The 22,094-nt window shown below is 65.1% G+C and carries 19 protein-coding genes and 3 pseudogenes; 12 read left to right on the top strand and 10 right to left on the bottom strand.

Translation table 11 applies throughout. The features are described 5' to 3' along the window. Nucleotides 1-11: 11 nt before the first annotated feature. Nucleotides 12-1,400 (top strand): sensor histidine kinase, encoded by a 1,389-nt coding sequence (locus ON40_RS09715; RefSeq protein ID WP_040820849.1) that lies wholly within the window; start codon nucleotides 12-14, stop codon nucleotides 1,398-1,400. 259 nt (nucleotides 1,401-1,659) lie between these two features. After that, nucleotides 1,660-2,493 (top strand): COG4705 family protein, encoded by an 834-nt coding sequence (locus ON40_RS09710; RefSeq protein ID WP_218008762.1) that lies wholly within the window; start codon nucleotides 1,660-1,662, stop codon nucleotides 2,491-2,493. Nucleotides 2,494-2,781: 288 nt separating this feature from the next. Here ON40_RS09710 and ON40_RS53915 read toward each other — a convergent pair whose 3' ends face one another. Then, the gene (locus tag ON40_RS53915) at nucleotides 2,782-2,919 is read right to left on the bottom strand and encodes a hypothetical protein (RefSeq protein ID WP_218008761.1); all 138 of its coding nucleotides are present in this window, start codon (nucleotides 2,917-2,919) and stop codon (nucleotides 2,782-2,784) included. Nucleotides 2,920-3,049: 130 nt separating this feature from the next. On the opposite strand from ON40_RS53915, the gene ON40_RS09700 reads away from it, so the two are divergent. From ON40_RS09700 to ON40_RS09680, 4 genes are all read left to right on the top strand, one after another. Beyond that, on the top strand, nucleotides 3,050-3,439 hold the full coding sequence (locus tag ON40_RS09700) for a hypothetical protein (protein WP_040820697.1): 390 nt from the start codon (nucleotides 3,050-3,052) through the stop codon (nucleotides 3,437-3,439). Nucleotides 3,440-3,578: 139 nt separating this feature from the next. Then, on the top strand, nucleotides 3,579-3,914 hold the full coding sequence (locus tag ON40_RS09695) for a histone-like nucleoid-structuring protein Lsr2 (RefSeq protein ID WP_040820846.1): 336 nt from the start codon (nucleotides 3,579-3,581) through the stop codon (nucleotides 3,912-3,914). Nucleotides 3,915-4,147: 233 nt separating this feature from the next. Further along, nucleotides 4,148-4,582, top strand: a complete 435-nt coding sequence (locus tag ON40_RS09690; protein WP_051192896.1) for a transposase — start codon at nucleotides 4,148-4,150, stop codon at nucleotides 4,580-4,582. A gap of 1,262 nt (nucleotides 4,583-5,844) precedes the next feature. Continuing rightward, entirely contained in the window at nucleotides 5,845-6,789 is a 945-nt protein-coding gene (locus ON40_RS09680; RefSeq protein WP_040820845.1) for a LysR family transcriptional regulator, read from the top strand. A 385-nt stretch (nucleotides 6,790-7,174) separates the two neighbouring features. On the opposite strand, the gene ON40_RS55435 is transcribed toward ON40_RS09680, so the two are convergent. After that, nucleotides 7,175-7,306, bottom strand: a complete 132-nt coding sequence (locus ON40_RS55435) for a hypothetical protein (protein ID WP_281033017.1) — start codon at nucleotides 7,304-7,306, stop codon at nucleotides 7,175-7,177. A gap of 32 nt (nucleotides 7,307-7,338) precedes the next feature. Here ON40_RS55435 and ON40_RS09675 point away from each other — a divergent pair, with 32 nt between their 5' ends. Then, nucleotides 7,339-7,521, top strand: a complete 183-nt coding sequence (locus ON40_RS09675) for a hypothetical protein (protein ID WP_040820693.1) — start codon at nucleotides 7,339-7,341, stop codon at nucleotides 7,519-7,521. Nucleotides 7,522-7,842: 321 nt separating this feature from the next. On the opposite strand, the gene ON40_RS09670 is transcribed toward ON40_RS09675, so the two are convergent. The 3 genes from ON40_RS09670 to ON40_RS09660 are packed head-to-tail and all read right to left on the bottom strand — an operon-like array spanning nucleotide 7,843 to nucleotide 10,796. Further along, nucleotides 7,843-8,253 carry a nuclear transport factor 2 family protein gene (locus ON40_RS09670; protein WP_040820692.1) on the bottom strand — a complete coding sequence of 137 codons (411 nt, stop codon included), beginning with the start codon at nucleotides 8,251-8,253 and terminating at the stop codon, nucleotides 7,843-7,845. An 18-nt stretch (nucleotides 8,254-8,271) separates the two neighbouring features. After that, entirely contained in the window at nucleotides 8,272-9,504 is a 1,233-nt protein-coding gene (locus ON40_RS09665; protein ID WP_040820690.1) for a cytochrome P450, read from the bottom strand. Nucleotides 9,505-9,539: 35 nt separating this feature from the next. Continuing rightward, nucleotides 9,540-10,796 (bottom strand): cytochrome P450, encoded by a 1,257-nt coding sequence (locus tag ON40_RS09660; protein ID WP_040820689.1) that lies wholly within the window; start codon nucleotides 10,794-10,796, stop codon nucleotides 9,540-9,542. A 179-nt stretch (nucleotides 10,797-10,975) separates the two neighbouring features. Here ON40_RS09660 and ON40_RS09655 point away from each other — a divergent pair, with 179 nt between their 5' ends. After that, nucleotides 10,976-12,232: a cytochrome P450 gene (locus tag ON40_RS09655; protein WP_063712970.1), complete on the top strand. Its 1,257-nt coding sequence runs from the start codon at nucleotides 10,976-10,978 to the stop codon at nucleotides 12,230-12,232. A gap of 281 nt (nucleotides 12,233-12,513) precedes the next feature. On the opposite strand, the pseudogene ON40_RS09650 reads toward ON40_RS09655, so the two are convergent. The 4 genes and pseudogenes from ON40_RS09650 to ON40_RS09640 form a co-directional block, all read right to left on the bottom strand. Then, nucleotides 12,514-14,482 (bottom strand): annotated as a pseudogene (locus ON40_RS09650) (thioester reductase domain-containing protein). A gap of 144 nt (nucleotides 14,483-14,626) precedes the next feature. Further along, a pseudogene (locus ON40_RS56010) lies at nucleotides 14,627-14,824 on the bottom strand (alcohol dehydrogenase catalytic domain-containing protein); the annotation flags it as partial. A gap of 229 nt (nucleotides 14,825-15,053) precedes the next feature. Next, the gene (locus tag ON40_RS09645; RefSeq protein ID WP_040820685.1) at nucleotides 15,054-15,467 is read right to left on the bottom strand and encodes a PPOX class F420-dependent oxidoreductase; all 414 of its coding nucleotides are present in this window, start codon (nucleotides 15,465-15,467) and stop codon (nucleotides 15,054-15,056) included. Between the two features lie 65 nt (nucleotides 15,468-15,532). Next, nucleotides 15,533-15,895, bottom strand: coding sequence for a nuclear transport factor 2 family protein (locus ON40_RS09640; RefSeq protein ID WP_040820683.1), 363 nt, complete (start codon nucleotides 15,893-15,895; stop codon nucleotides 15,533-15,535). A gap of 131 nt (nucleotides 15,896-16,026) precedes the next feature. Here ON40_RS09640 and ON40_RS09635 point away from each other — a divergent pair, with 131 nt between their 5' ends. Together ON40_RS09635 and ON40_RS56005 are read left to right on the top strand one after the other, a co-directional pair. Further along, nucleotides 16,027-16,857 carry a MerR family transcriptional regulator gene (locus ON40_RS09635; RefSeq protein WP_040820681.1) on the top strand — a complete coding sequence of 277 codons (831 nt, stop codon included), beginning with the start codon at nucleotides 16,027-16,029 and terminating at the stop codon, nucleotides 16,855-16,857. Between the two features lie 303 nt (nucleotides 16,858-17,160). After that, nucleotides 17,161-18,087: pseudogene (locus ON40_RS56005) on the top strand (IS5 family transposase). On the opposite strand, the gene ON40_RS09620 reads toward ON40_RS56005, so the two are convergent. Further along, nucleotides 18,084-19,298: a serine hydrolase domain-containing protein gene (locus tag ON40_RS09620; protein WP_040820679.1), complete on the bottom strand. Its 1,215-nt coding sequence runs from the start codon at nucleotides 19,296-19,298 to the stop codon at nucleotides 18,084-18,086. The pseudogene ON40_RS56005 and the gene ON40_RS09620 sit on opposite strands and share 4 nt — an antisense overlap. 420 nt (nucleotides 19,299-19,718) lie before the next feature. On the opposite strand from ON40_RS09620, the gene panC reads away from it, so the two are divergent. Further along, nucleotides 19,719-20,645: a pantoate--beta-alanine ligase gene (gene panC, locus ON40_RS09615; protein ID WP_051192895.1), complete on the top strand. Its 927-nt coding sequence runs from the start codon at nucleotides 19,719-19,721 to the stop codon at nucleotides 20,643-20,645. Next, complete coding sequence (locus ON40_RS09610) at nucleotides 20,642-22,051, top strand: aldehyde dehydrogenase family protein (protein WP_040820677.1); 1,410 nt, start codon at nucleotides 20,642-20,644, stop codon at nucleotides 22,049-22,051. The genes panC and ON40_RS09610 overlap by 4 nt, the downstream gene beginning before the upstream one ends. The last annotated feature ends 43 nt before the right edge of the window (nucleotides 22,052-22,094 follow it).

Raw genomic sequence — 22,094 nt, 5'->3', positions numbered from 1 at the left:
GGATGTGGGGCATGGGCAACCTCGAGATCGTCTGGAGCCCGGACCGGTGGGGGGTGCGGGTGCGTTCGGCGCTCACCGCGGCGGGGGTGGTCGCGGTGGTGGTGCTGCTCGGTGCGGTGGTCGTGGTATCGCTGCTGTACCGATCGCTGTACGGCTCGGTCGACTCCCCGGCGCTGGCCCGCCTGAGCGAGATCACCGACCAGCTGCACACCACCGCACCCGGCGGGCTGAATCCGGCGCTGCTGTCCGCGACCTCGCACATCGAAGCGGTGCAGATCTTCGACGCCACAGGCGCGCTCGTACGCTCCTCGGCCGGGGCACCCGGGCGTCCGCTGGTCACCGTGCCCGGCTCCGGTGCGGTGACCGGATTGTCCGCCGACGGCCCCGCCGACCTTCGCGTGTCGGCACGCACGGTGCACGGCCCGGCCGGAGTGTTCACCGTCCTGGCCGCGGTCAGCGCCGAACCGGCCGAGGACGCGCTCAAGGACGTCGCGCTCGGGCTTGCCCTCAGCGGCCCGATCGTCGTCCTGGCCGCCGCGGCGGCCACCTACGCATTGGTCGGGCGGTCGTTGGCATCGGTGGAAGCGATCCGGGCCCGGGTCGCCGACATCGGCGCTTCCGAACTGTCACAACGGGTTCCGGTCCCACTCGCCCGCGACGAGATCGCCCGGCTGGCCACCACCATGAACGAGATGCTCACCCGCATCGAAACCGGGCACACCGCCCAGCGCCGCTTCCTCGCCGACGCCTCCCACGAGCTGCGCAGCCCCCTTGCCACGCTGGTCGCCGGACTCGAACTGGCCCATCACCATCCCGACACCGCCGATGACAGCTTGATCGGAGCGACACTGCTGCCCGAAGCCGTGCGCATGCAGAAGCTCATCGCCGACCTACTCACCCTCGCCACCGCCGACGACCACGGCCTCACCCTGCACGCCACCGACGTCGACCTCGACGACATCGCCGCCACCGTCGTCGCCGCGGTACGTCACACCTGCATGGCGGTGGCGGTGACCGCCCAGTTGCAGCCTGTGCGGATCGACGGCGACCCGCAGGCGCTGACCCGCGTCGTGCGTAATCTCCTCGACAACGCGGTCACGCATGCCCGCTCGATGGTCACCGTCACGCTCACCGCGACCGACACCACCGCACGGGTGGTCATCGACGACGACGGCCCCGGCATCCCTGACGCCGACCGGCTGCGGGTGTTCGACCGATTCGTCCGCCTACAGGACGACCGCGGCCGCAGCAGCGGTGGCACCGGACTCGGACTGGCGATCGTCGCCGAAATCGTCACCGCCCACCACGGCACCGTCGACATCGGCCGATCACCCCTGGGCGGAGCACGTTTGAGCGTGGACCTCCCACTGCATCCACCACCGGCCGAAATACTCTCCTGACCCGGGTCAGAGGGCGCACCTCAACGATCGGCGCGGGTTCGGCTCTCAGCGTGCTCTCAGTGCCGGTCGCGGATACTGCCGCGAGCCCCTGTCCGCCAACGCCGCAACGCCCGCCGCTCGGCCCCGAAACCCGAACCGCCGACCGCCGGAAATCGGCTTGAAAGCCTTGCCTGCCCGCATTTTCGACACCATCCCGCCGAGAGATGGGGGTGTCGGTCGATCGCTGTGTCCGTCCCGTCTCATTCGCAAAGGTGACCCGTTGAGCATCTCCTCCGGTGGACCGAGTTCGTCCTCCCCGGCACTGACCCGCGCCGGTGCGCTGCGCGTCCCCGAGATCACCGCCGTGTTCTGGATCGTCAAGGGATTGTCCACCGCCATGGGCGAATCCACCTCCGACTTCCTGGTCACCAGCATCGACCCGCAGATCGCGGTCGTCCTGGGTTTCCTGGCCTTCGTGGCGGCCCTCATGCTGCAACTATGGATCGGTCGCTACGTGGCGTGGTCGTATTGGCTCGCCGTGGTCATGGTCGGCGTCTTCGGCACCATGGCCGCCGACGTCATGCACGTCGTCCTCGGCATCCCCTACCCGGTTTCCACCGGCTTCTACGCCGCAGCGCTCGCGGCGGTATTCCTGCTTTGGTACCGCACCGAACGCACCCTGTCGATCCACGCCGTCGACACCACCCGGCGCGAACTGTTCTACTGGGCTGCGGTCGTGGCCACCTTCGCCATGGGCACCGCCCTGGGCGACTTCACCGCCTACACACTGCATCTGGGCTACGCCGCCTCTGCAGCCGTGTTCGCCGCCGCGATCCTTATCCCCGCCGCCGGCTACCGCCGGCTGAACTGGAATCCGATTCTGTGCTTCTGGACCGCCTACGTCATCACCCGCCCCCTGGGCGCCTCGATCGCCGACTGGCTCGGCAAACCACGACAAGTGACCGGGCTCGGACTCGGTGACGGCCCCGTCATCACCGTCCTCGGACTGCTCATCCTTGCGTTGGTCACCTACCTGGCCATCACCAAAACCGATGTGCAGCAAACCTTCCGAACCAGCAGCCCGCACCACGAAGACCCCGCCCTGCGGCAGTAAGTCGGACCGTGCGGCGACCCGGCCACCGTAGTTGGATGATTCCGGCCGGATCGCTGAACGCCCCCGCCGGGCGGGCCGGTCGCGGGAGCGGCGGGCCCGCCAGATCCCCCGCCGCATCACCTTCGCAGACCTCTCAGCGGTGTTCGCGCGGGTCGCCGCGCCGTGGGTGGTGGCGGGAGATACGGCTTCGACCCGATGACCGCACGCACCTTCCGGATCCAGTCGACACTGCGCACACCGTCGACCAGCAGCACATCAGCGTCGGTTGCAGCCAGCGCTTCCGCGCGATCACCCCGACGCGCCGAGCATCTCCAACTGCTCGACCACATGACAGACCACCTCCGCATCCACATACCCATCGTCGATGTCGACCAGCAGATGTTGGCGCGGGAACGCCAGCCGCAACCGCTGCACGAACCCGACCATGTCCGGCCAGGCGATGAACCCGATATCCGGTAGACCGTAATAGGACGCGGCGAAACCGAATCCGGACCGTGGTGACGTTGGCGGCGGTCCCGCACCAGCGACGACGATGCCGGGGCCGAGCGCGGGTGGGTTGCGGCACGTCTACGCCGAAGGCGGTGCGCACCGCCTTTTTGATGGCGGCCGGGTCGACGATGTTGACGTCCCCAGCTCGGTTTGCGCCGCATGTGTTCACAACATCGATGTCACGCTCGAGGCGGCCATCGAGAACGGGCTGATCCAAGGCCCCCGTATGGTGCCGAGCGTGCGCTCAACTCTTCTCGACTGGGACAACACCGATACGTTCGTTTACGGGCACATCGGTTCGACCGCGATGCCCGGCAGGGGTGCCAGTGAACAGGTTGTCCTGCACGGACAAGCCGTCCTGGAACTGCTGAGGGTTCCGCAGACACTGACGATCACGTTCGAAGAGCCCGAGTCGGGTGCCTGTGAACTGTTGTCGAAACTCCGCGAGCGCCTGTAATCCTTTCCGTGGTCAGGGTTTATACCCCACTGCGCCCGGATACGCTGTTACCTTTGGGACGTACCGGTCGTGCGCGTTATCCGTCGAGGTTCTACGCTTGCCGCTGCGGCATTGTGATGAAGACAAGGAGCAGATTCGTATGGCGAAGAAGGTCACCGTCGAATTGATCGACGACTATGACGGTAAGTCCGCGGCGCAGGAAACTGTCGTGTTCGGCATCGATGGTGTCGAGTACGAGATCGATCTGTCGGTGAAGAACGCGGGCAAGCTGCGTAAGGCGTTCGAACAGTGGACCGAGCCTGCCCGGAAGGTCGGCCGGATTCCCAAGGCCAAAGGCAAGGTCGGCAATCGTACTGTGGCGGATAAGGAACAGACCAAAGCGGTTCGGGAATGGGCCCGCAAGAACGGCTACGACGTGTCCGATCGCGGCCGGATTCAGGCCAGCGTCCTGGAGGCATACAACAAGGCGAGCTAGCCGGGCACCCCGCGTCGGCATCGTGTCCGGGGTGAGAGGCTGCCCGATTCGCCGAGCAACCCTACGACCTGGCATCGACACGGTCACCTGCTGCTACCGATCGGTTGCGCAGATGCTCGGACATCTCGGTTCTCATCGAAGAGCTTCGCCGGCTCGACTATCGGGGCAGCCAGCGCACCGTCTATCGCTACCTGTAGCCCCACCGCGACGGCCGCAGGAACGCGCGGCCAGCCGTGGTCCCGCCGGCCGCGCCGAAGATCCGCGCCGTAACCGCGTGGATCATGCGGGACCCGGATACGCTGGCCAGCGACGACGCCCAGCAGCTCGCCGGAATTCTGGCCTGCTGCCCAGAACTCGAGGCCACCTGCCGGCACGTCGGTGCATTCGCCGTCATGAAGCGCGACCTGCGCGGTGATCGTCTCCCCGAGTGGATGTCGCAAGTCCGTGCCGACAATCTGCCAGCGCTGCACTCGTTCGTGACCGGGCTCGAACATGACTTCGCGGCGGTCACCGCGGGGCTGACGCTTCCGTGGAGAAATGGGCCTGTGGAAGGCACCGTCAATAAACTCAAGCACCACAAGCCCAGTGCTTCGGCCGGGCCAAACTGGATCTGTTGCGCAAGCGCCTACTTCTCAACCACGCAACCGTCGACCAGCACCTCCCGGTGAAATGATCACGGTTCGTGCGCCAGAATGAGCACCCTGACGCCGTCGAGCGCGCCCTGCGGGCCTGGAAGTCAATCACCGCTCTCAGGGGCTTGTCGGCCCAGCCGGATCAGGGTCCGCAAGACATTCCGGTAGGTCCTCGACCAGCTCGTGGGGAAGACGTCCGCTGCCCTGGGGTGCAGAACCAGGATCGAGGGACAATCACCACCACTGCGCCGCACCTCGCGCGGCGCCGGTCAAGACTCAGCGTTGCAATCGGTGCCTGCCGCCGTCGCTCTGGCCCACAGCCTTCTCTTGTGCCTGAATCGCCCCGGGTCCAGCCCAGTGGCCTGTGAAGCGGCGTAGCTCCTCGGTCGGATTCTCGACACTACCTCGCAGACGCGCACAGAACGCGTCCAACGAACCGTATCGGGCCACGATATCCCTCACCAGATGCGCCGCGGTCGTGTTCAGAACCGGCATCGCTTCCTTTCCTTCATCATCGGAATCACCCCAGTTCTCACCCCCCGCCAATCGGATAGCCCCGCCCGTCTCGCAGCGGACCTGCCACGGACGACGCGGACGAACGGGGCTCCACCATCGCGATTACGCCACTATCCACCCGATGCCGCGACGGCGGATCCCACCCTATCCACCCGGCGTTCACATCCGGCAATCTCCCGGCGAGTCCGGCTGCGCGCGCCCCTCATAACGGAGAAATCGGTCAATACCACACACTTCCCGGCGCGGTAACCGTCATCGAGCGGCACACAGCAACCGGGCAATTAGTAACTGCGAGATAGCGTTACCGTCGGTTCACACGCGGATCGCGTGAGCGTTGTCCGTCAACCCTGCCCAATGGATCGGTACCGAGGAGACCGCAGCCTCCAGCTGCGATGTGCGCCAACCACTACCACCTCGGCGATCACCAACATTGGGCAATGATCCCGTTGCCCCCGAACTGCCCGTCGACGGACCGGCCCGGATCGGCATCCGAACTGGACGCTTGGTGAAAATGGGCTATCATCAATAACGCTGAGCGGGCTCGGTATTCGGTTCCCGGGATGAAGACCCACACCTGGTGACCGGTCTTGTTGCGACACCGTGTCCGACCGCGAATTGCAGAGCTGATTCTTGGCGATATAGCATTCTGTAATTACTTGGCTTGTGGGTCGGCTACTCGGATTCACGTGTGTGCAACCACATCGATGGTGACCGTGCCCCACTGGTTCATCGCCGGTTATCTCTCGAAGCTACCGTGGCGAGTGCTCGGAAGGAGCAGCGTCATGGAATTCCGGCATTTGGTCTCGTTCATCACCATCGCCGAAGAGCTACATTTCGGTCGCGCAGCGCAGCGCCTTCATCTCACTCAACCAAGCCTGTCCACCCAGCTACAGAAGTTGGAAAAGTCTCTCCGGGTACAACTGGTCGCCCGCAACTCGCACGAGGTGCAATTGACCGCGGCTGGGCGGGCATTCGAGCTACAAGCCCGTCAGATCATGGCCCGGATGGACCGCGCGGCCGCGGTAGCCAAGGCCACCGCCGAGGGCCGCGCAGGCTCGGTCGGTGTCGGCTACAACGTGCCCGCCAGTCGCCACATACTGCCGCACACCTTGACCCGGATGACCGAGCGACATCCGGATGTCGTGGTGTCGCTGTGGGAAAAACGCACCGGGCCCCAGCTCGCTGCGCTCTCGAACGGATCGTTGGATATTGCCCTCGTCTACGGTCAGCCCAGCACCACGGAGTTCCAGTACCGAAGAGTGCTGCACCGGGTGCCACTGGTCGCGGTGGTCGGGCGCCGCCATCGATGGGCAGATCGGCCAGGTGTGTCATTCAACGAACTACAGCATCAGCAGTGCGTGCTGTTCGGCCGCGAGCAATGCCCAGCCATGTACGACACCATCTTCCACGCCGCCGCACAATCACAGATCTCACTGTCGGTGTCCCATCACGCCGATGATCCGGGCGCGACCGCGCACCTGGTGTCCGTACGCCCACTGGTCGGTTTCGCGTCCTTACCACGCGCGATTGCTATGAATATGGGCGAGCCCGACAGCCCGGCAGTCGCGGTGAAATTGATGGACCCGGTCCCAACTCTGGATTTGTATGCCGTGTGGCGATCGGGAGAAACGAACCCCGCGGTGGACGCCTTTCTCGATTGCATGGAAACACCCGAATCCGCACAGCTCGATAATCCTCCACCGGCTTCGGCGGCAGCGATTCGATAGATATTCGGCTTCGAGCGGTAGAAACGACGCGGACCTCCGCGACGAGAAGCATCGCCATCAAGTAGAAGTCCTGGTGTCAACCGTGCATCTCCAACCGCCGAATCGCACGCTGCTATTCATCCGTCAGCCAAGGGACTCACCGCCGAGTCCGCAACTGCCGGCGGTGTGCATCCGACTCGAGACCGTGCCTCGTTTCGGCATGACCCATGACGCGTTGAAGTAGCTCCCTGATACGGATTGAGAGAACGTCACCCACCGGCGGTGACGTTGAGCACCACGAAGGCCAGCGCACAGGTGAACAGGAATTCCACCGCAAGATAGTCGGCGAGCACCCGGCCGGTGGGTCGATGTGATCATGCCTCCGTGACGGTGGCCGAGCTACGAGCTACTCGCCCCGCACGATCGCCACTGAGGCGGCAAGGATCATCGCGAAGGCGTGCACAGCGTTGCCGGAGATGCTGACCGCCGACGGCACGGCGAGCACACCCTGGAAAATCATGCGCACGAGACACGGCATGGGTTGGGTCGTGTGGTCCGTGTGCGTGGGGGGTGCACGCGAGCTGGGGCACCGCGGTCGAGCAGACCATCCTGGATCTGTCCGCCCGCCCTCATCCAGGCGCCCTCCCCGAGGAAGCCAACGCGGCCGCCCGTGCACTGTTGCGACGGGCCGATCACGAACTGCTCGCCGAGCTGGCGCCCAGCAACGGCGTCACGCCAGCCTGCGACGTCTGAACGGCGCACCAGAAGGGGGTACTGGTGCTCACCCCGGCCGATGAACACCGAGTCATGGACTGCTTCGGTGTGGCTCGCGCGCAGGTTCACCGAGGTCACCTGATTTCGCACGTTCTGGCCACCGTCGGAAGATACCTTCCCGACCGAATTCTTTTCTTCGGAACGGCGTTGAGCCACATCGTGATACCTGACGGCTGGTCGTCCGAGGACATCGACCTCATCGCAACCGCTTCAACATACGTTCGCCGGATCGTATGCCTGTTGCAAGTGGTTCGCGACGACACTGCCCGGATTCGCCGCAGCCTGGCATCCAGGTGCAGGTCAGTGTTCTGTTTTCGCCAGCCGGGTGCCGTACCGGACTGCTTTCAATGACGCGATCATGTCGTCCTCGATCCGGTACAGGAAGAAGTACTGCGCCCACAGGGTGTTGCCGACCGTCAGCGGCTGGATCGGGAAACCGGGATGGTCACGTACGCAACGGTATTCCACGGTGATGTCCAGCAACAGCCACGGGTCGTCGATCGCCATGGCGTGAATGTCCCGGAAATATTCTTCGACACCACTGTGCATCGGGACGAAGAACAGATCCAGGAAGTTCCGGCGACCAACCAGGGTGCCATCTCCCGGCGTTTCCACCACGAGATTCTCGGCCATGTACCGTGCGCCGAGCAGTTCCCAGTCCTGGCTGTTCAGCGTCTTGATGAACTCGCTGACGATATCTTTGGTCCACATGTCGGGCGTTGTCTCCGCTCAGGCCAGGGTCAGCGGCAGCGCGGTCACGCCACGATGCGCCAGACTGGTCAAATAGGTGAGGTTGTCGTCGGCCAGCGCCAGCTTCGGCGCCCGGGTGACCAGTTCGCGGATCTCCGCCTCGGCTTCCATCTTCGCCAGCGGCGCGCCCAAGCAATAGTGCAGACCCAGCCCGAAACCGAGGTTGCGGCGGGCCGGGGTGGCCCCGGCGTACCGAGTGATGTCGAACCGGTCCGCCTCGGGGAACACCGACTCGTCGCGCCCGGCCGAGGCCATCAGCACGACCGCGCCGGAGCCGCGGGTGAACTCCCGGCCGACCACGGTGGTGTCGTTGAGCGCCACCCGGATCGTGAAGTGCACCGGCGGGTCGTAGCGCAGCATCTCGTCACCGGCGTACTCGGCCAGTTCGGGCCGCTCCCGCAGGAGCGCCAACTGCTCGGGGTTGCGCAGCAGCGCCAGTACGCCGTTGCCGATCAGGTTCACCGTGGTCTCCACGCCGGCGACCATCAGCAGGGCGAGGATGTCCAGCATCTCCTTCTCGGTGAGCCGGGCACCCTGTTCCTCGACATCGGCCAGCAGGCTGACCAGGTCACCGGTGGGGTTGGCGCGGCGCAGCGCGATCAGGTCCTTGAAGTAGGCGCCGAAGTCGGTGTTGGCACGCACCCGGTTCTCGATTTCCTCGGCGGTGAGCATGAAGTCGGGGTCGGTGCCTCGGGCCATCGCGCGACCCCAGCCGCCCATCATGCTCGCGTCCTCCTGTGGCACGCCGAGCAGTTCGCACATCACCGCGACGGACACCGGCCGGGCCAGATCGCCGACGATGTCCATCTCGCCGGCGTCCAAACCGGCGTCGATCAGGCTGGTGACCAGGGCGTCGATACCCGGGCGCAGCCCGCCGACCATGCGAGGTGTGAATGCCTTGGACACCAGCGCGCGCAGCCGGGTGTGATCGGGCGGGTCCATCGCCAGGAACGACGCGGGCACATCCTCGGCCTTCACACCCGGCCGGAACGGGCTGATGCCCGCCGTGTAGCCGTGACCCCAGTCGGTGCTCTGCAGGATCGAGGCGGCTGCCTCGTAGCGGGTGACCACAGTGACCGGAATCGGTCCGAGGTCGAACGGGCTGAATGCGGACGCCGCGCGGGCTTTCGCGTACGCCGGATACGGGTTCTCCCGGAACATCGGGTGGAATCCGTCGAACGGCGCGGGATCGGTTTCGGGCACGGTGGTCATCGGGTGAGGTCCTTATCCGTTCGATCCAATGTGACTCAGCTCTTGAAGCGGACCTGGAGTTCCGCGAGGCCGCGGATGAGCACGTTCGGCTTGTACGGCGGGTTGTCCTGGAGCAGTTCCATCGAGCCGACCCGTGCGAGGAGGGCGGTGAGCACGACTTCCATCTCCAGGGTGGCCAGCGGCGCGCCGAGGCAGTAGTGGTGGCCGCGGCTGAACGCGAGGTGCCGGGATACCGGGGCGTGGCCGTCGAAGCGGGTGATATCCAGCTTGTCCGGGTTGTCGAAAGCCCGGGGGTCGCGGTTCGCGCAGGCCAGCAGGGTGACGACACCGTCACCGGGTTCGAAGGTCTGGCCGCCGAGAGTCGTGCGCACCTTCGCGGAGCGGGTGTTGAGGTGCGGGGGGCCGTCGTAGCGCAGCAGTTCGTCGATGGCCGGGCGGACCAGTTCGGGTCGGGACCGCAGTAGGTCCATCTGGTCGGAGTTGCGCAGCAGCGCGAGCAGGCCGTTGCCGACCAGGTTCACCGTGGTCTCGTGACCGGCGACGATCAGGAAAATGATCGTGCCGAGCATTTCCTCCTCGCTGAGCCGGTCGCCCTGCTCCTCCACGGTGGCCAATGCGCTTATCAGGTCCTCGCCGGGGTTGGCGCGGCGTTCAGCGATGAGCGCGCGAAGGTACTCCAGGAACTTCGGAGTGGCCTCGGAGCGGGCGTCCTTGGCTTCCTGCGGCAGCAGGTGGTCGGGGTCCAGGCCCCAGGACAGGATTTGTGACCATTCCTGGATGAGGTCGTGGTCGCGCGCAGGGACGCCGAGGATCTCGCAGATCACGGTCAGCGGCAGCGGGTAGGCGATGCCGGTGATTGCGTCGAACTCCTCGGCGGCCAGTGCGGTGTCGAGCAGCCCGTCGACGATTTCCTCCATCCGCGGCCGGATCGACATGATCCGCCCGGGGGTGAACGCCTTGGAGACCAGGCCGCGCAGTCGGGTGTGGTCGGGGGGTTCCATCCACATGAAGACCGGCGGGAAGGCTTCCTCCTGGCCGGAGTGCAGGTGCTCGACTTCCTGGTCGTGGCCCCAGTCGGAACTGGTGAGCGCGGTGACGACCTCGTCGTAGCGAGTGAGCAGGCTCAGCCCCAGCGGCGACCGGTGCACCGGACCGAGGTCCTGTAACTGCCGATAAAGAGGGAACGGGTCGTGCCGATTCGCGGGGTTGAAGATCTGCAACATCAGTTGCAATTCAACCGGCAGTTCACCCGGCGCCAGGGTGGGCTGCTCGGGCGTGCTGGCCAGGCTCATGGCTGAGTTCCTTCGTATGAGGAGCTTATCGCTATTCGAGATATCCAGTCCGGGCAACTATTGCGGCATTTCCAGGGGTCTACCGATCGTTATTCGATCTTTGATTCGGTCGATAGATAGATGTATGACGTGGGGATTTCTCTCGCTTCGAACCCCGATACACATGGGAAAGTGGGCACGTGGCCACAGCACAAGAGAAGCCCCAGACGTCTTCAGTAGACCTCGGGAATCCACAACTCGTTTTGGCACGACTGTTCGATCCGGCGAGTCGGCCCGATCCCTATCCGCTGTTCGACGCGCTGCGGGACAACGGCCCGTTTCTGGCGATGAACGGCGCCATGGTCGTGGTCACCGATCACGAGCGGGCCTCCGCGATTCTGCGTGACCCGGCGGTGAGCAGCGATCGCAGGCGCTCTCTGGTGCCCGGGACCCTGACCGCACCGGATAACGATGCGCCGCTGTCATTTCTGACCATGGACCCGCCGGATCACACCCGGCTGCGGAAGTTGGTCTCCAAGGCCTTCACATCGCGGGTGGCCGCGGAGCTCGAGCCGACCATCCGAGCGATCGTGGCCGAGCTGCTCGCCGACATCGCGGACAGCGATTCCTTCGATGTCGTATCCCAGTTCGCCTATCCGCTGCCGGTGCGGATAATTACCCAGCTGCTCGGCGTGCCCGTGGCCGATCATGAGTGGTTCGAGGGCTGCGGTCGCCGGGTCGCGGCCGGGCTGGACCCAGCGGTCTCGGTCAACGCCCCGGACCAGCTGGCCGATATTCATGCCGCGCAACGGGAGTTCCGGGAGTACTTTCTCGGGCTGATCGCGGACCGTCGGCGGACGCCGACCGAGGATCTGCTGTCCAAGCTCGTGCTGATCGAGGAACATGGCGACCAGCTCACCGAACATGAACTGATCACCACCTGTGTGCTGTTGCTACTCGCCGGCCACGAGACGACCGCCAACCTGATCACCGGCGGCGTGTTGGCGTTGTTGCGCCACCCCGATCAGCTCGCCGCACTGCGAACGGATCCGGCGTTGATCTCCGGGGCGGTGGAGGAGGCGCTGCGTTACGACACTCCTGTGCAGTTGGCCACCCGGATCGTGCGCAAGCCCACCGTCCTGGGGGAGGTCACTGCGCCGACCGACGCGATGGTGCTGATGTTTCTGTCCGCGGCCAACCGCGATCCGGCGGTATTCGACGAGCCGGACCGGTTCGACATCACCCGGGACGCGCGAGCACACCTGTCTTTCGCGGCCGGCACGCATTTCTGCCTGGGTGCCGGTCTGGCCAGGATGGAAGCGTCGATTGCCTTGTCCGCGTTCGCCGATCGGGTTGTTCGGCCAGAACTGGACGAGGACTCGTTGCGTTACCGTCCGCATTTGAATCTGCGCGGACCGGAGCGGATGGTGGTCGGATTCGAGTCGGTCCGTACGTAACCGTTCGTGCTAGCGCGTGCCTCTCAAATATTCAGGTCTCGATCGGCGAAGAGGGGACTGAAAATAGACGGCTCTGTCTCCCATTCGGCTCTGGTACACATCCGGCCGTCCGCGTCGGCGGCAGATCGTGACCTGTGCGCGAAAGCATCCACTACCGCAATACTATTCGCCTCTTACTTGACGCAGCGGATTCGGCGTCCGTGCCGTGACCACCGAAAGTGCGACAGAGCCAGATCTCAGACAGTCCCACCCCGGGAGGCGATTCAGGGCGCTCCGCGCTGTTACAGCAGTCCGAGCTGTTGCAGGTTGGTGATGTATCTGATGATGATCGGTGCGGTGATGTGTGGAATGTCTTTGTCCGGGCCGATTTTCGCCTCTTGTACTGCCGCATGGAACCGTTCGGCTGGCGCGAGGGCTCCGCGCAGCGGCTGTGCGGGCTGGTGGTAGAAGTGCAGCAGCGGTAGCGCGGAATGCTGGCGTTGCCGGTCCGGTAGAGCACGCATGGCGGTCTCGAATCGGTGCAGCCAGTCGTGATAGTCCGGGATGCGCTGGATCGGGTGGCCGGCGTCGATGAGCCAATCGACGTATTCGTCGAGCCCGATGCCGTCGTCGTGCGGGTTGGTCACGTGATATGTCTCGATCCCGGTTTCCAGCTGGGCGCCCAGGGTGACGATCGCTTCGGCGATGAAATCGACGGGCAGGCCGTCGTAGTGGGCGCGTTGGCGGTTGCCGTCTTTGTCGAGTTCGTAGAACGAGTAAGGCGCAATACCGGTGGCGACCAGGGAAAGCATCAGCCGGGTGAAGATGTCGGGCAGGTTCATCTGACCGACGTATCGGGTGTCGGTCATGATCATGTCGCAGCGGAACACCGCTACCGGTAGGCCGCACACGTCGTTGGCTTCTCGTAGTAGCACTTCGCTGGCCCATTTGCTGGTGTTGTAGCCGTTGGCGTAGCTGTTGTCGAGTCTGCGGGTCGGGTTGATGGTGCGGATGTCGGCGTTTTCGGTGAACTGCGACGGTGGGGTCCGGTCACCGACTCCGAGGGTCGACACGTAGCTGTATGCCTTGATCCTGGTGGTCAGCGCGAGCCGGATCAGTTCGGCGGTGCCTGCCACGTTGGGGCCGAACAGCTGGCTGTAGGGCAGGACGTGGTTGACCAGGGCGGCGGGGTCGACGATCTGGTCGACGGTGTCGGCCAGCCGCTGCCAGGTCTGTTGATCCAGCCCGAGGTTCGGCTCGCTCTTGTCGCCGGCGATCACGTGCAGGTGCTGGGCGGCCAGGTCGCGGTAGTGCGCCAGTAGCGCCGGGTCGCCGCTGTCGAATGTCTGGTCCAGCCGGGCGCGGGCGGCGGTGTCGTCCTTGCCGCGTATCAGGCAGATCAGTGTGCCATCGACGGGGGCCAGCCGCTCGAGCCACTCCAGGGCCAGGAACCGTCCCAGGAATCCGGTCGCACCGGTCAGCAGAACGGTGCGCACGTGTGCGTGGCGCCGCGGCAGGGTCGGCGCGACCGCCAGTGTCGATGAACTTGTCCAGGGTGAGGTCGCCGGCGGCGACCTCGGTGACTTCCCGGTGATCGTCTGTGTGTGCGTGGACGGAGGCGAAGGCAGGCCGGCGGCTGCCGGGTTGTCGCTGCGCCTGGATGTAGTGGGCGAGGGTCTGCAGGTCGGTGGCCGGGCTGATGATGACGCCCACCGGCACGTCGATGCCGAAGATCTCGTGTAGCAGGTTGGCAAAGGTCAACGCGGACAACGAGTCTCCGCCCAGGTCGCTGAACTGCGCATCCGGCCGCAGATCGCTGTCCGCTGTGCCGAGCAGCGCTGCCGCGGCCCGTCTGATCGTCTGCAGCACCGGCTGGTCGGCGCCGTTGCGGCGCAGCCGGCGCAGTTCGTTGTCCTGGCCGTGGGCCAGATCGTCGTACAGCTGTTCCAGCTGCCGGCCGTAGCGTTGCTTCAGTTTGGGGCGCGCTATTTTGCCGATGCCGGTCAGCAGGCCGTTTTCCTGGCTGAACGGCGCCGGTTCGATGGGGAAGTCGCGCGGGATCTCGTCGAACAGAGCCTTTCCGGTTCCGTCGAACACGACGTCCACACCGTTGCCGTCGACCAGTTCCCGGATCGCCGCGCCCAGGTCCTCGATCTCATCACGCACCAGTACCTGCCAGGCACCGGCCTCGCGGGCCGCGCCCGCCTTGTGCGCCCGTGACACCGTGGCGATCACCCGGCCACCCCGGTGGGCGGCCAACTGGGTGAGCATGCGGCCGACGCCGCTGCCGGCGGAGTGCACGAGCACCACCGCATCCCGCCGGACGGGGACGGACACATGGGTCAGATACTGTGCCGTCATCCCCTGCATCAGCCCGCCCGCAGCAGCTTCGAGGCTCACCCCTTCGGGGATCGGCACGAGGCTATCGTTCGGTACTGCCACCATGTCCGCGTAGCTCCCCGGGACACCCATCCACCCGACCCGGTCGCCCACCTTCGCGGCGGCCTGGTCACCGGCCGCCGTCACGATACCCGCTCCGTCGACCCCCAGACTGAGCGGCGGTTCATGGTTGAAGTGGCCTGCGGGCATGCCGCGGCGGACGTAGGTGTCCATGAGGCGGCCTTCACTTCGACAACCACTTCGCCGGGCCCCGGCTGGGGAACCGGCCGTTCCTCGACGAACAACACGTCAGGAGGCCCGTGGTGCGACGCTGTGACGAATCGCATGCTCTACTCCCTCGGTTCAGTGCCGAAGTAGCTTCTCGGCACGGTGAGATCGACGGCCCGGGCAACCGGTACGATCGCGCACACCTGGCCCGGTCCCGGGGCCACTGCTGGCTGGGCTAATGCTTGCTGAACCCGGTCGGGCGCACCACGATGACCACCCAGTCCGGGGCGTCGGCGGGAGCCTCGCCCCGGGGCGGGGCGTCGGGGGGAGGCTCCGAGCCTTTGTAGCGGTCGGCGATACGCAGGAAGAAGCTCGCCGCTGGATCGGGGTCGATGCGCTCGACGTTGCCGCGCACCTCCAGGTAGCGGTACGGATCGTCGGGATCCGAGATCGACATCGCAACCCGCGGGTTGATCTGTATATTGCGGTACTTCTGCCGCTTGGTGGTGTGCGCGAACCGCAGCAGCTCGCCGTCCCAGTCGAACCACATCGGACTCACCTGCACCGCGCCGTCAGGCCGGGTCGTCGCCAAATGCCCGTACAGCGGGCGCTCGAGCAGGTCATCGTATCCGGTGGGAACCGCAACCATGATTTGCTCCTATCCAAATCCGAGGGGAATGACAGTTGATACAACGGCGACCCCGCTGTATCAGGTCAGTAGTCGGCGGGCTGGTTGAACACGATCACCAGGCTGACGATCTTGCCGTCACGCACGCTGAAGTAACTCGTCAGAACAATCTCGTCGGGCAGATCGGTCCGGTCGAACGTACCGTCGTAGGCTCCGCGCACTACGGTATCGCCGTAATGATCGAGCACCTCGCGAACTTCGATCGTCACCTTGTCGCCGACCATCTCCTTGGCCACCCAGCGGCGGATGGCGTCGATTCCGGCGAATTCGCGGTGGTTGTCGTTGACGTAGGCATCCGCGGCGAACGTAGCGACCGCGCCATCGAGGTCGTGGGCATTGATCGTCTCGATGTGTTCGGCGACGATCCCGGTCAGGTCTGTCTCTTTCATGCTCTTGTCTCCTGATTCGTGTCCGGCGCATGGTGCAGCCGGTGATCCCACCGTGCGCGCTCACATCGTGGGCGAGTCAAGGCATGTTCTGGGCGTGAGTCTCCCCCAAGGGGAGAGCGCACACTGAAGCCATGAGTTCACCCACGCTGTTGGCCATCGGGGACTTCTCCCGTGCGACGCAGTTGAGCGTGAAGATGCTGCGCCACTACCACCAGATAGGGCTGCTCGAGCCCGTCGACGTCGACCGCGCTACCGGCTACCGCCGCTACAGCACCGAGCAGATCTCCACAGCACAGATCATTCGCCGTTTCCGGGCTCTGGAAATGCCGCTCGACGAAATCGGCACCGTGATGAGCACCACCGACATTCGTCAACGCAACGAACTGATCAACGCGCACCTCACGCGACTGGAATCCCAACTCGCGCACACCAAGCACGCCGTTGAGTCGCTGCGTCAACTGCTCGAGCCCGGACCTGCCGCCGAAGGCCGGATCGGTTACCGCAGAGTCGAAGCGACCGAGGCGGTCGCGATCAGCGAGGTCGTCGACCTCAGTGATGCGCTGACATGGGTCCAGGGAGCGTTGGCCGAGCTGTACGCCACAGTTACCGCTCGAGGCGCGCGTATCAGCGGCTCGGCCGGGGGCATCTTCGCCGACGAGTTAGTCGCCAACGAACGAGGACCGGCGACCGTTTTCGTCCCGTTCGCCGGCGACATCCGCCTCACCGGACGCCTCACCGAACTGCTCGTGCCCGCCGCCGAACTGGTCACCGTCGTGCACGCCGGCTCGTATCACGACTTCGACCTGGCCTACGGCGCCCTGGCCACCCACGTCGCCCAACACGCGATCCCCGTCGATGAGCCCATTCGTGAGTACTTCCTCGTCGGCCCCCAGGACACCCGCGACGAAACGGCCTGGCGCACCGAAATCGGGTGGCCAGTCTTTCACACCACCACCGCCTGAGCGTGCCCACGCTCCATCAACGCTGCCGACCCTCACCACCACACCCACCACGGCTGCCAGCGCACGACCAACGTCCCAACGAAATCTGCACGGGGTCTGTCCAGTCTCAGGCTCTGGTGCACATTCGGTGGTCGTGCCCGCATCCGGCCGTCCGTGTCGGCGACAGATCGTGACCGGCACGCGAAACATCCACTACCACAATATTATTCGCCTCTTACCTAATGCAGCGGGTTCGGCGGCCGTGCCATGACCACCGAAAGTGCGACAGAGCCGTTGAATTGACAGTCCCGCGAAGAGTGGCCGGTGACGCGGTTGGGTTTGATTTCTGATGAGTTCTGGGCGGCTGTGGAGCCTGTGATGCCGTCGGATAAGGGCAAGCGAGGCAACAGGTTCGGTGATCACCGGTTGATGCTCGAGGGGATCGCGTGGCGGTTCCGCACCGGTACTCCGTGGCGGGACTTGCCCGCTGTTTTCGGGCCGTGGCAGACGGTGTGGAAGCGGCATCACCGGTGGTCCTTGGATGGCACCTACGACGAGATGTTCGCCGGGGTAGCAGTTGTGTTCGGGTTCGACCCGGAGATGGCCGGTGATGTCGAGAGCTGCCGTCGGTGGACTCGACGAGCGCGCGGGCGCATCAGCATGCCGCGAGTGCACGCTCCGACACGCTCGCCACAGGGGGCTCTGTCGAATTAAAGGAAAGCCGCCGATGAGCCCGCGAACATGCGCTGGGCCGTTCGCGTGGCGGATTGACCACGAAGATCCATGCTCTGACCGATCAGCGCCAGGCCCCGGTCACGGTTCGGTTGACCGCGGGCCAAGCCGGGGACAATCCTCAGCTGGTGCCGTTGCTCGACGACTACGCCCGGACCCGTCGAGCCGCGGGTAATCCCGGCGGCGACTTTCGGCTGCTCGGCGACAAAGCGTACTCACATCCCAGCACGCGAACCGAATTACGTTCCAGGAGAATCAAAAACACCATCCCCGAGCGTAAAGACCAGATCGCCCGCTGTAAGGCGAAAGGATCGAAAGGAGGGCTGGCCACCTGCGTTCGACACCGAACTCTACGGTCTGCGCAACACCGTGGAACGGGGCTTCAACCGGCTCAAACAGTGGCGACGCATCGCGACCCGCTACGACAAGTACGCGCTGACCTACCTCGGCGGCGTGCTATTGGCTTGCGCCGTCATCCATGCCCGCGTCGGGACCCACAATTTGGGAGACACACCCTAGTCGATGACGGCCTGGTACACGAGGTTCTTGAAGACCCGTTGGTAATGCCTGGCCCGCCAGTATCTCTGGGTCATGAACAGCCCGATCATATCCTCGGCCGGGTCGACGAAGAAGCTTGTCGATCCGCGTCCGAGCCACCAGAAGTCGCCCGCCGAGCCGAGGACATCGGATAGTCCCGGCTCTTTGCGCACCGCAACGCCCAAGCCGAAGGTGTACCCGTCGCGCGGCATGTAGTCGGGGCCGGTGCCGTAGATCGTGCCGAGATGGTCGGAAGTCATCAGCTCGACGGATTTCCGGCTGAGCACCCGCTGTCCCTCCAATTCGCCCATTCCGAGCAGCATCCTGGTGAAGCGGAGATAGTCGCGCACGGTGGAGAAAGCGCCGCTGCCGCCGGAGAGGAATGTCGGACGAGAGGTGAAGTCGCGCAGCACCGTGTCCGCGGCGAAGGACTCGGCCGGCTGCGCGATCCGGTGGGCCTGCTGCGGTGAGACGAAGAACCCCGTGTCGGCCATGCCGAGCGGGGTGAACACTCGATCGTCGAGCAGCGCGTCCAGCGACCGGCCGCCGGCAATCTCCAAGAGCCGTCCCATGACGTCGCCGGATCGACCGTATTCCCAATGCGAGCCTGGTTGCATGGCCAAGGGCAGTGTGCTGAGGGCGGTGACGAGGTCCTGTGTGGATGTGGTGAAAGCGACGTCGGTGTGGTCGAACTCCCGGATACCGGCCTGCTCGTACAGTTTCAGGATCCAGGGGGTACCGAAATACCCGCCGACGATGCCTGATGTGTGCCGCAGCAGATCCAGCACAGTCATCTCACGCTCGGCGGTCACGAGGCGATAGCCACCGTCGGATGTGGATTCGCCGACCGGTAGGTTGGCCAATTCGGGCAGAAAACGCCCGACGGGATCACTGAGGTCGAGAAGTCCCTCCTCATGCAGGGACATCGCGGCCACGCTCGTGATCGGCTTGGTCATGGAGTAGATGCGAAAGATCGCGTCCAGTGGCATCGGCGTGCCGGTCGAGGGCGTCACCATGCCTGCCCGCGCGATGTACGCGACCCGACCGCGGCGAAACACGAGTGCTACTGCGCCGGGGAACTGGCCGTCGTCCACCTGTGATGCAAGCAAGTATTCGATCCTGGCGAGCCTGGCGGACGACAGACCGACCTCTTCGGGTGTGGCGAGGTCACCCAGGTCCGTTTCCGGTTCCACGGGTTCCTTTCGATCGGAGAGAATACCTATTGATTCGACCATGCGCATAGATCCGCACGCACAGAGAATACGCGATATCCCCGGATTTCTTTTGCAGGCGAGAGTAGCACCGGCGAGTTTCGAATCGGACCGAAATTCGGGCGATCGAGATAACTCGATCGAGCGATAGAAAGTTCCGAGATGGCCGTGCCGTTCGACGTTCTGTCCGATCGCGCGGGAATCCCTTTGTCGGTGGGTGTTTCGGCTGTCGACACCACGACGCCGCGGCACTCGCCCCCTGCGAGCGATCCCTGCGGTGGGGGTTGTCTATCGACCGATAGCCATCCCGGAACGGACCGTTTATACGCTCTCCGTTCCGGTTAGATCTTCACTACATGGATTCATGATTCGAATCGCTGGTCGATTACGGCAGAACCTTCTGTGGAGGGGCACGTGTTGAAAGTGCTGCGCACGATCGAGGAAATACGCGAGCAAACGCGTGAATGGCGTGCCGCTGGCTCCTCCATTGGCTGCGTCATGACCATGGGCGCTCTCCACGAAGGGCATCTGAGCCTTGTCGACGCCGCGCGGAAAGAATGTGACAAGGCGGTATTGACGCTATTCGTGAATCCGATTCAGTTCGGACCTGCCGAGGACTTCGCCCGCTATCCGAGGACCGAGGAAGCGGATTTCCGCGCCTTGCGCGACCGGGAGTGTGACGCGGTCTTCGCACCGGCTACGGAAACGATCTTCCCTTCGGGTGAGCGGCATATCGACCAGATGCGCACCAAGGTCATCGTGTCCGGGCTGACCGATGTGCTGTGTGGCCCGCAACGCCAGTGGACAACCGGCAGCGGCACGCAGGGCTCGGGGCACTTCGACGGAGTCACCACCGAGGTTCTCAAGATGTTGCACATTGTCGACTGCGATCGCACCTACTGGGGTGAGAAGGACTACCAGCAGTACGCGATTATCCGGGCGATGGTCGAGGATCAGGGGCTCCAGGTCGCGGTGGTTCCCTGCCCGACCGTGCGCGAGACCGACGGCCTCGCGTTGAGCAGCCGCAACACGTACTTGGACGAGGGCCAGCGGGCGATTGCCCCGCAGCTGTACGCGGAACTCCGGCGCGGCGCGCGTCGGATCGCCGAGCAGGGCATCGACGTCATCGGCGAGACCACGACGCAGATCGCGCGGAGCCTGCTCGCGCACGGATTCGACCTGGTCGAGTACGTCGAGGTGTACACCAGCGCACTGCGCCCGGCCGTCGCGGACACCCCGGTCGAGGAACTGCGAGTCTTCGCGGCGGTGCACATCGGTGGCGCCCGCCTGCTCGACAATGTCGCCGTCGCCGACGAAGTCGGCCGATGAACGCGATCAAGGGGCTGTATTCCGGTGGCCGCTGGTCGCCCGGCGTCGGCAGCGCGGAAGTCCGCAACCCGTACACCGACGAGGTGGTGGGGACCGTGGTTCGCGCGAGTCGGGAGCAGGCGGTCGAGGCAGTGCGTGGGCTGGGTGCGGTCAGGCCCGAGCTGACCGCGCACGACCGGAGCGAGATCCTCGCCGCGACGGCGGCCCTGCTGCACCGCGAACGTGACGACGTAGCGAGCACGATCTCCCAGGAGTCGGGCCTGGCCATCCGCGACGCAGGGCGCGAGGTGGACCGCGCGACCACTCAACTCCGGTACTGCGCGGAGGAGGCCACGCGGATCACGGGCGAGGCGATCCGAACCGACATCACCAGCGCACGACAGCGACGCCTGGCGATAACGACCCGTGAGCCGATCGGCGTCGTGTGCGCCGTCACGCCGTTCAACCGGCCACTCAACCAGGTCGTCACCAAGGTTGCCCCCGCGATCGCCGCCAACAACCGGGTGGTCGTCAAGCCGTCGGAAAAGACCCCGTTGAGCGCGATCCGCTTCGTGGACGCGCTGCTGCGGTCCGGCCTGCCGCCCGAGATGATCGCATTGGTGTGCGGCGACCCCGGCGACCTCATGGACGCGCTCATCCATTCCGGGCATATCGACATGTTGACGTTCACCGGCAGCACCGCGGTGGGCCGGCTGCTGGCCGCGTCGGCCGGGATGATCAGACAAACCTATGAGCTCGGGGACAGTGGCGCGCTGGTCGTCATGGCCGATGCGGACCTGCCCGCGGCTGTCGCGGCGGCCACCGCGGGCGCGTTCACTACGTCCGGCCAGTCGTGCCGGGGGGTGAAACGCATCATCGCGCACGAGGACATCGCCGACGAATTCGCCGGAAAACTCGCCGCCGCCGCGTCGGAACTGGTCGTCGGCGATCCGGCGGACCCGGCGACCGACATAGGCACGCTGATCGACCAGACTGCCGCGGACGAAGTGGCGGACCGAGTGGCTCGTGCCGTGGCCGCGGGCGCGCAGGTGCTGTGCGGGGCCCGGCGTGCGGGCGCCCAGTACTGGCCGACGGTTCTCGACCACGTGCCGCGGGACGCCGATCTGGTGCGCCTCGAGACCTTCGGCCCAACCGCACCGGTGATCAGAGTCGAGGACTTCGACGACGCGGTCGCGGTCGTCAACGACACCCGGTATGGCCTACAGGCGGGGATCTTCACCAACAGTCTGGACCACGCCCGCCGGGCCGCCGAACTCTTCGACGTGGGTGCGGTCATCGTGAACGGCGGACCGCAGTTCGAGTCGCCCAACATTCCGTTCGGCGGGATGAAGGACAGTGGCATCGGTCGCGAGGGTGCGAGATACGCGATCGAGGAGATGACAAGGATCAAGACCTTTGTCATCTGAGTGCTCTCATCCGATCAGGAGAAAAATGACCCACAGGAGCCGC

The organism is Nocardia jiangxiensis NBRC 101359, assembly GCF_000308615.1.
Classification (GTDB): Bacteria; Actinomycetota; Actinomycetes; order Mycobacteriales; family Mycobacteriaceae; genus Nocardia; species Nocardia jiangxiensis.
The sequence above is the reverse complement of the archived record's forward strand: the minus strand, read 5'-3'. Positions and strand labels throughout refer to the sequence as shown.

Coding starts and splice junctions, on each gene's coding strand:
- ON40_RS09715 (WP_040820849.1), top strand. CDS start 12: ATGGGCAACCTCGAGATCGTCTGGAGCCCGGACCGGTGGGGGGTGCGG.
- ON40_RS53915 (WP_218008761.1), bottom strand. CDS start 2,919: ATGGTCGGGTTCGTGCAGCGGTTGCGGCTGGCGTTCCCGCGCCAACAT.
- ON40_RS09695 (WP_040820846.1), top strand. CDS start 3,579: ATGGCGAAGAAGGTCACCGTCGAATTGATCGACGACTATGACGGTAAG.
- ON40_RS09680 (WP_040820845.1), top strand. CDS start 5,845: ATGGAATTCCGGCATTTGGTCTCGTTCATCACCATCGCCGAAGAGCTA.
- ON40_RS55435 (WP_281033017.1), bottom strand. CDS start 7,306: ATGCCGTGTCTCGTGCGCATGATTTTCCAGGGTGTGCTCGCCGTGCCG.
- ON40_RS09670 (WP_040820692.1), bottom strand. CDS start 8,253: ATGTGGACCAAAGATATCGTCAGCGAGTTCATCAAGACGCTGAACAGC.
- ON40_RS09665 (WP_040820690.1), bottom strand. CDS start 9,504: ATGACCACCGTGCCCGAAACCGATCCCGCGCCGTTCGACGGATTCCAC.
- ON40_RS09660 (WP_040820689.1), bottom strand. CDS start 10,796: ATGAGCCTGGCCAGCACGCCCGAGCAGCCCACCCTGGCGCCGGGTGAA.
- ON40_RS09645 (WP_040820685.1), bottom strand. CDS start 15,467: ATGGTTGCGGTTCCCACCGGATACGATGACCTGCTCGAGCGCCCGCTG.
- ON40_RS09640 (WP_040820683.1), bottom strand. CDS start 15,895: ATGAAAGAGACAGACCTGACCGGGATCGTCGCCGAACACATCGAGACG.
- ON40_RS09635 (WP_040820681.1), top strand. CDS start 16,027: ATGAGTTCACCCACGCTGTTGGCCATCGGGGACTTCTCCCGTGCGACG.
- ON40_RS09610 (WP_040820677.1), top strand. CDS start 20,642: ATGAACGCGATCAAGGGGCTGTATTCCGGTGGCCGCTGGTCGCCCGGC.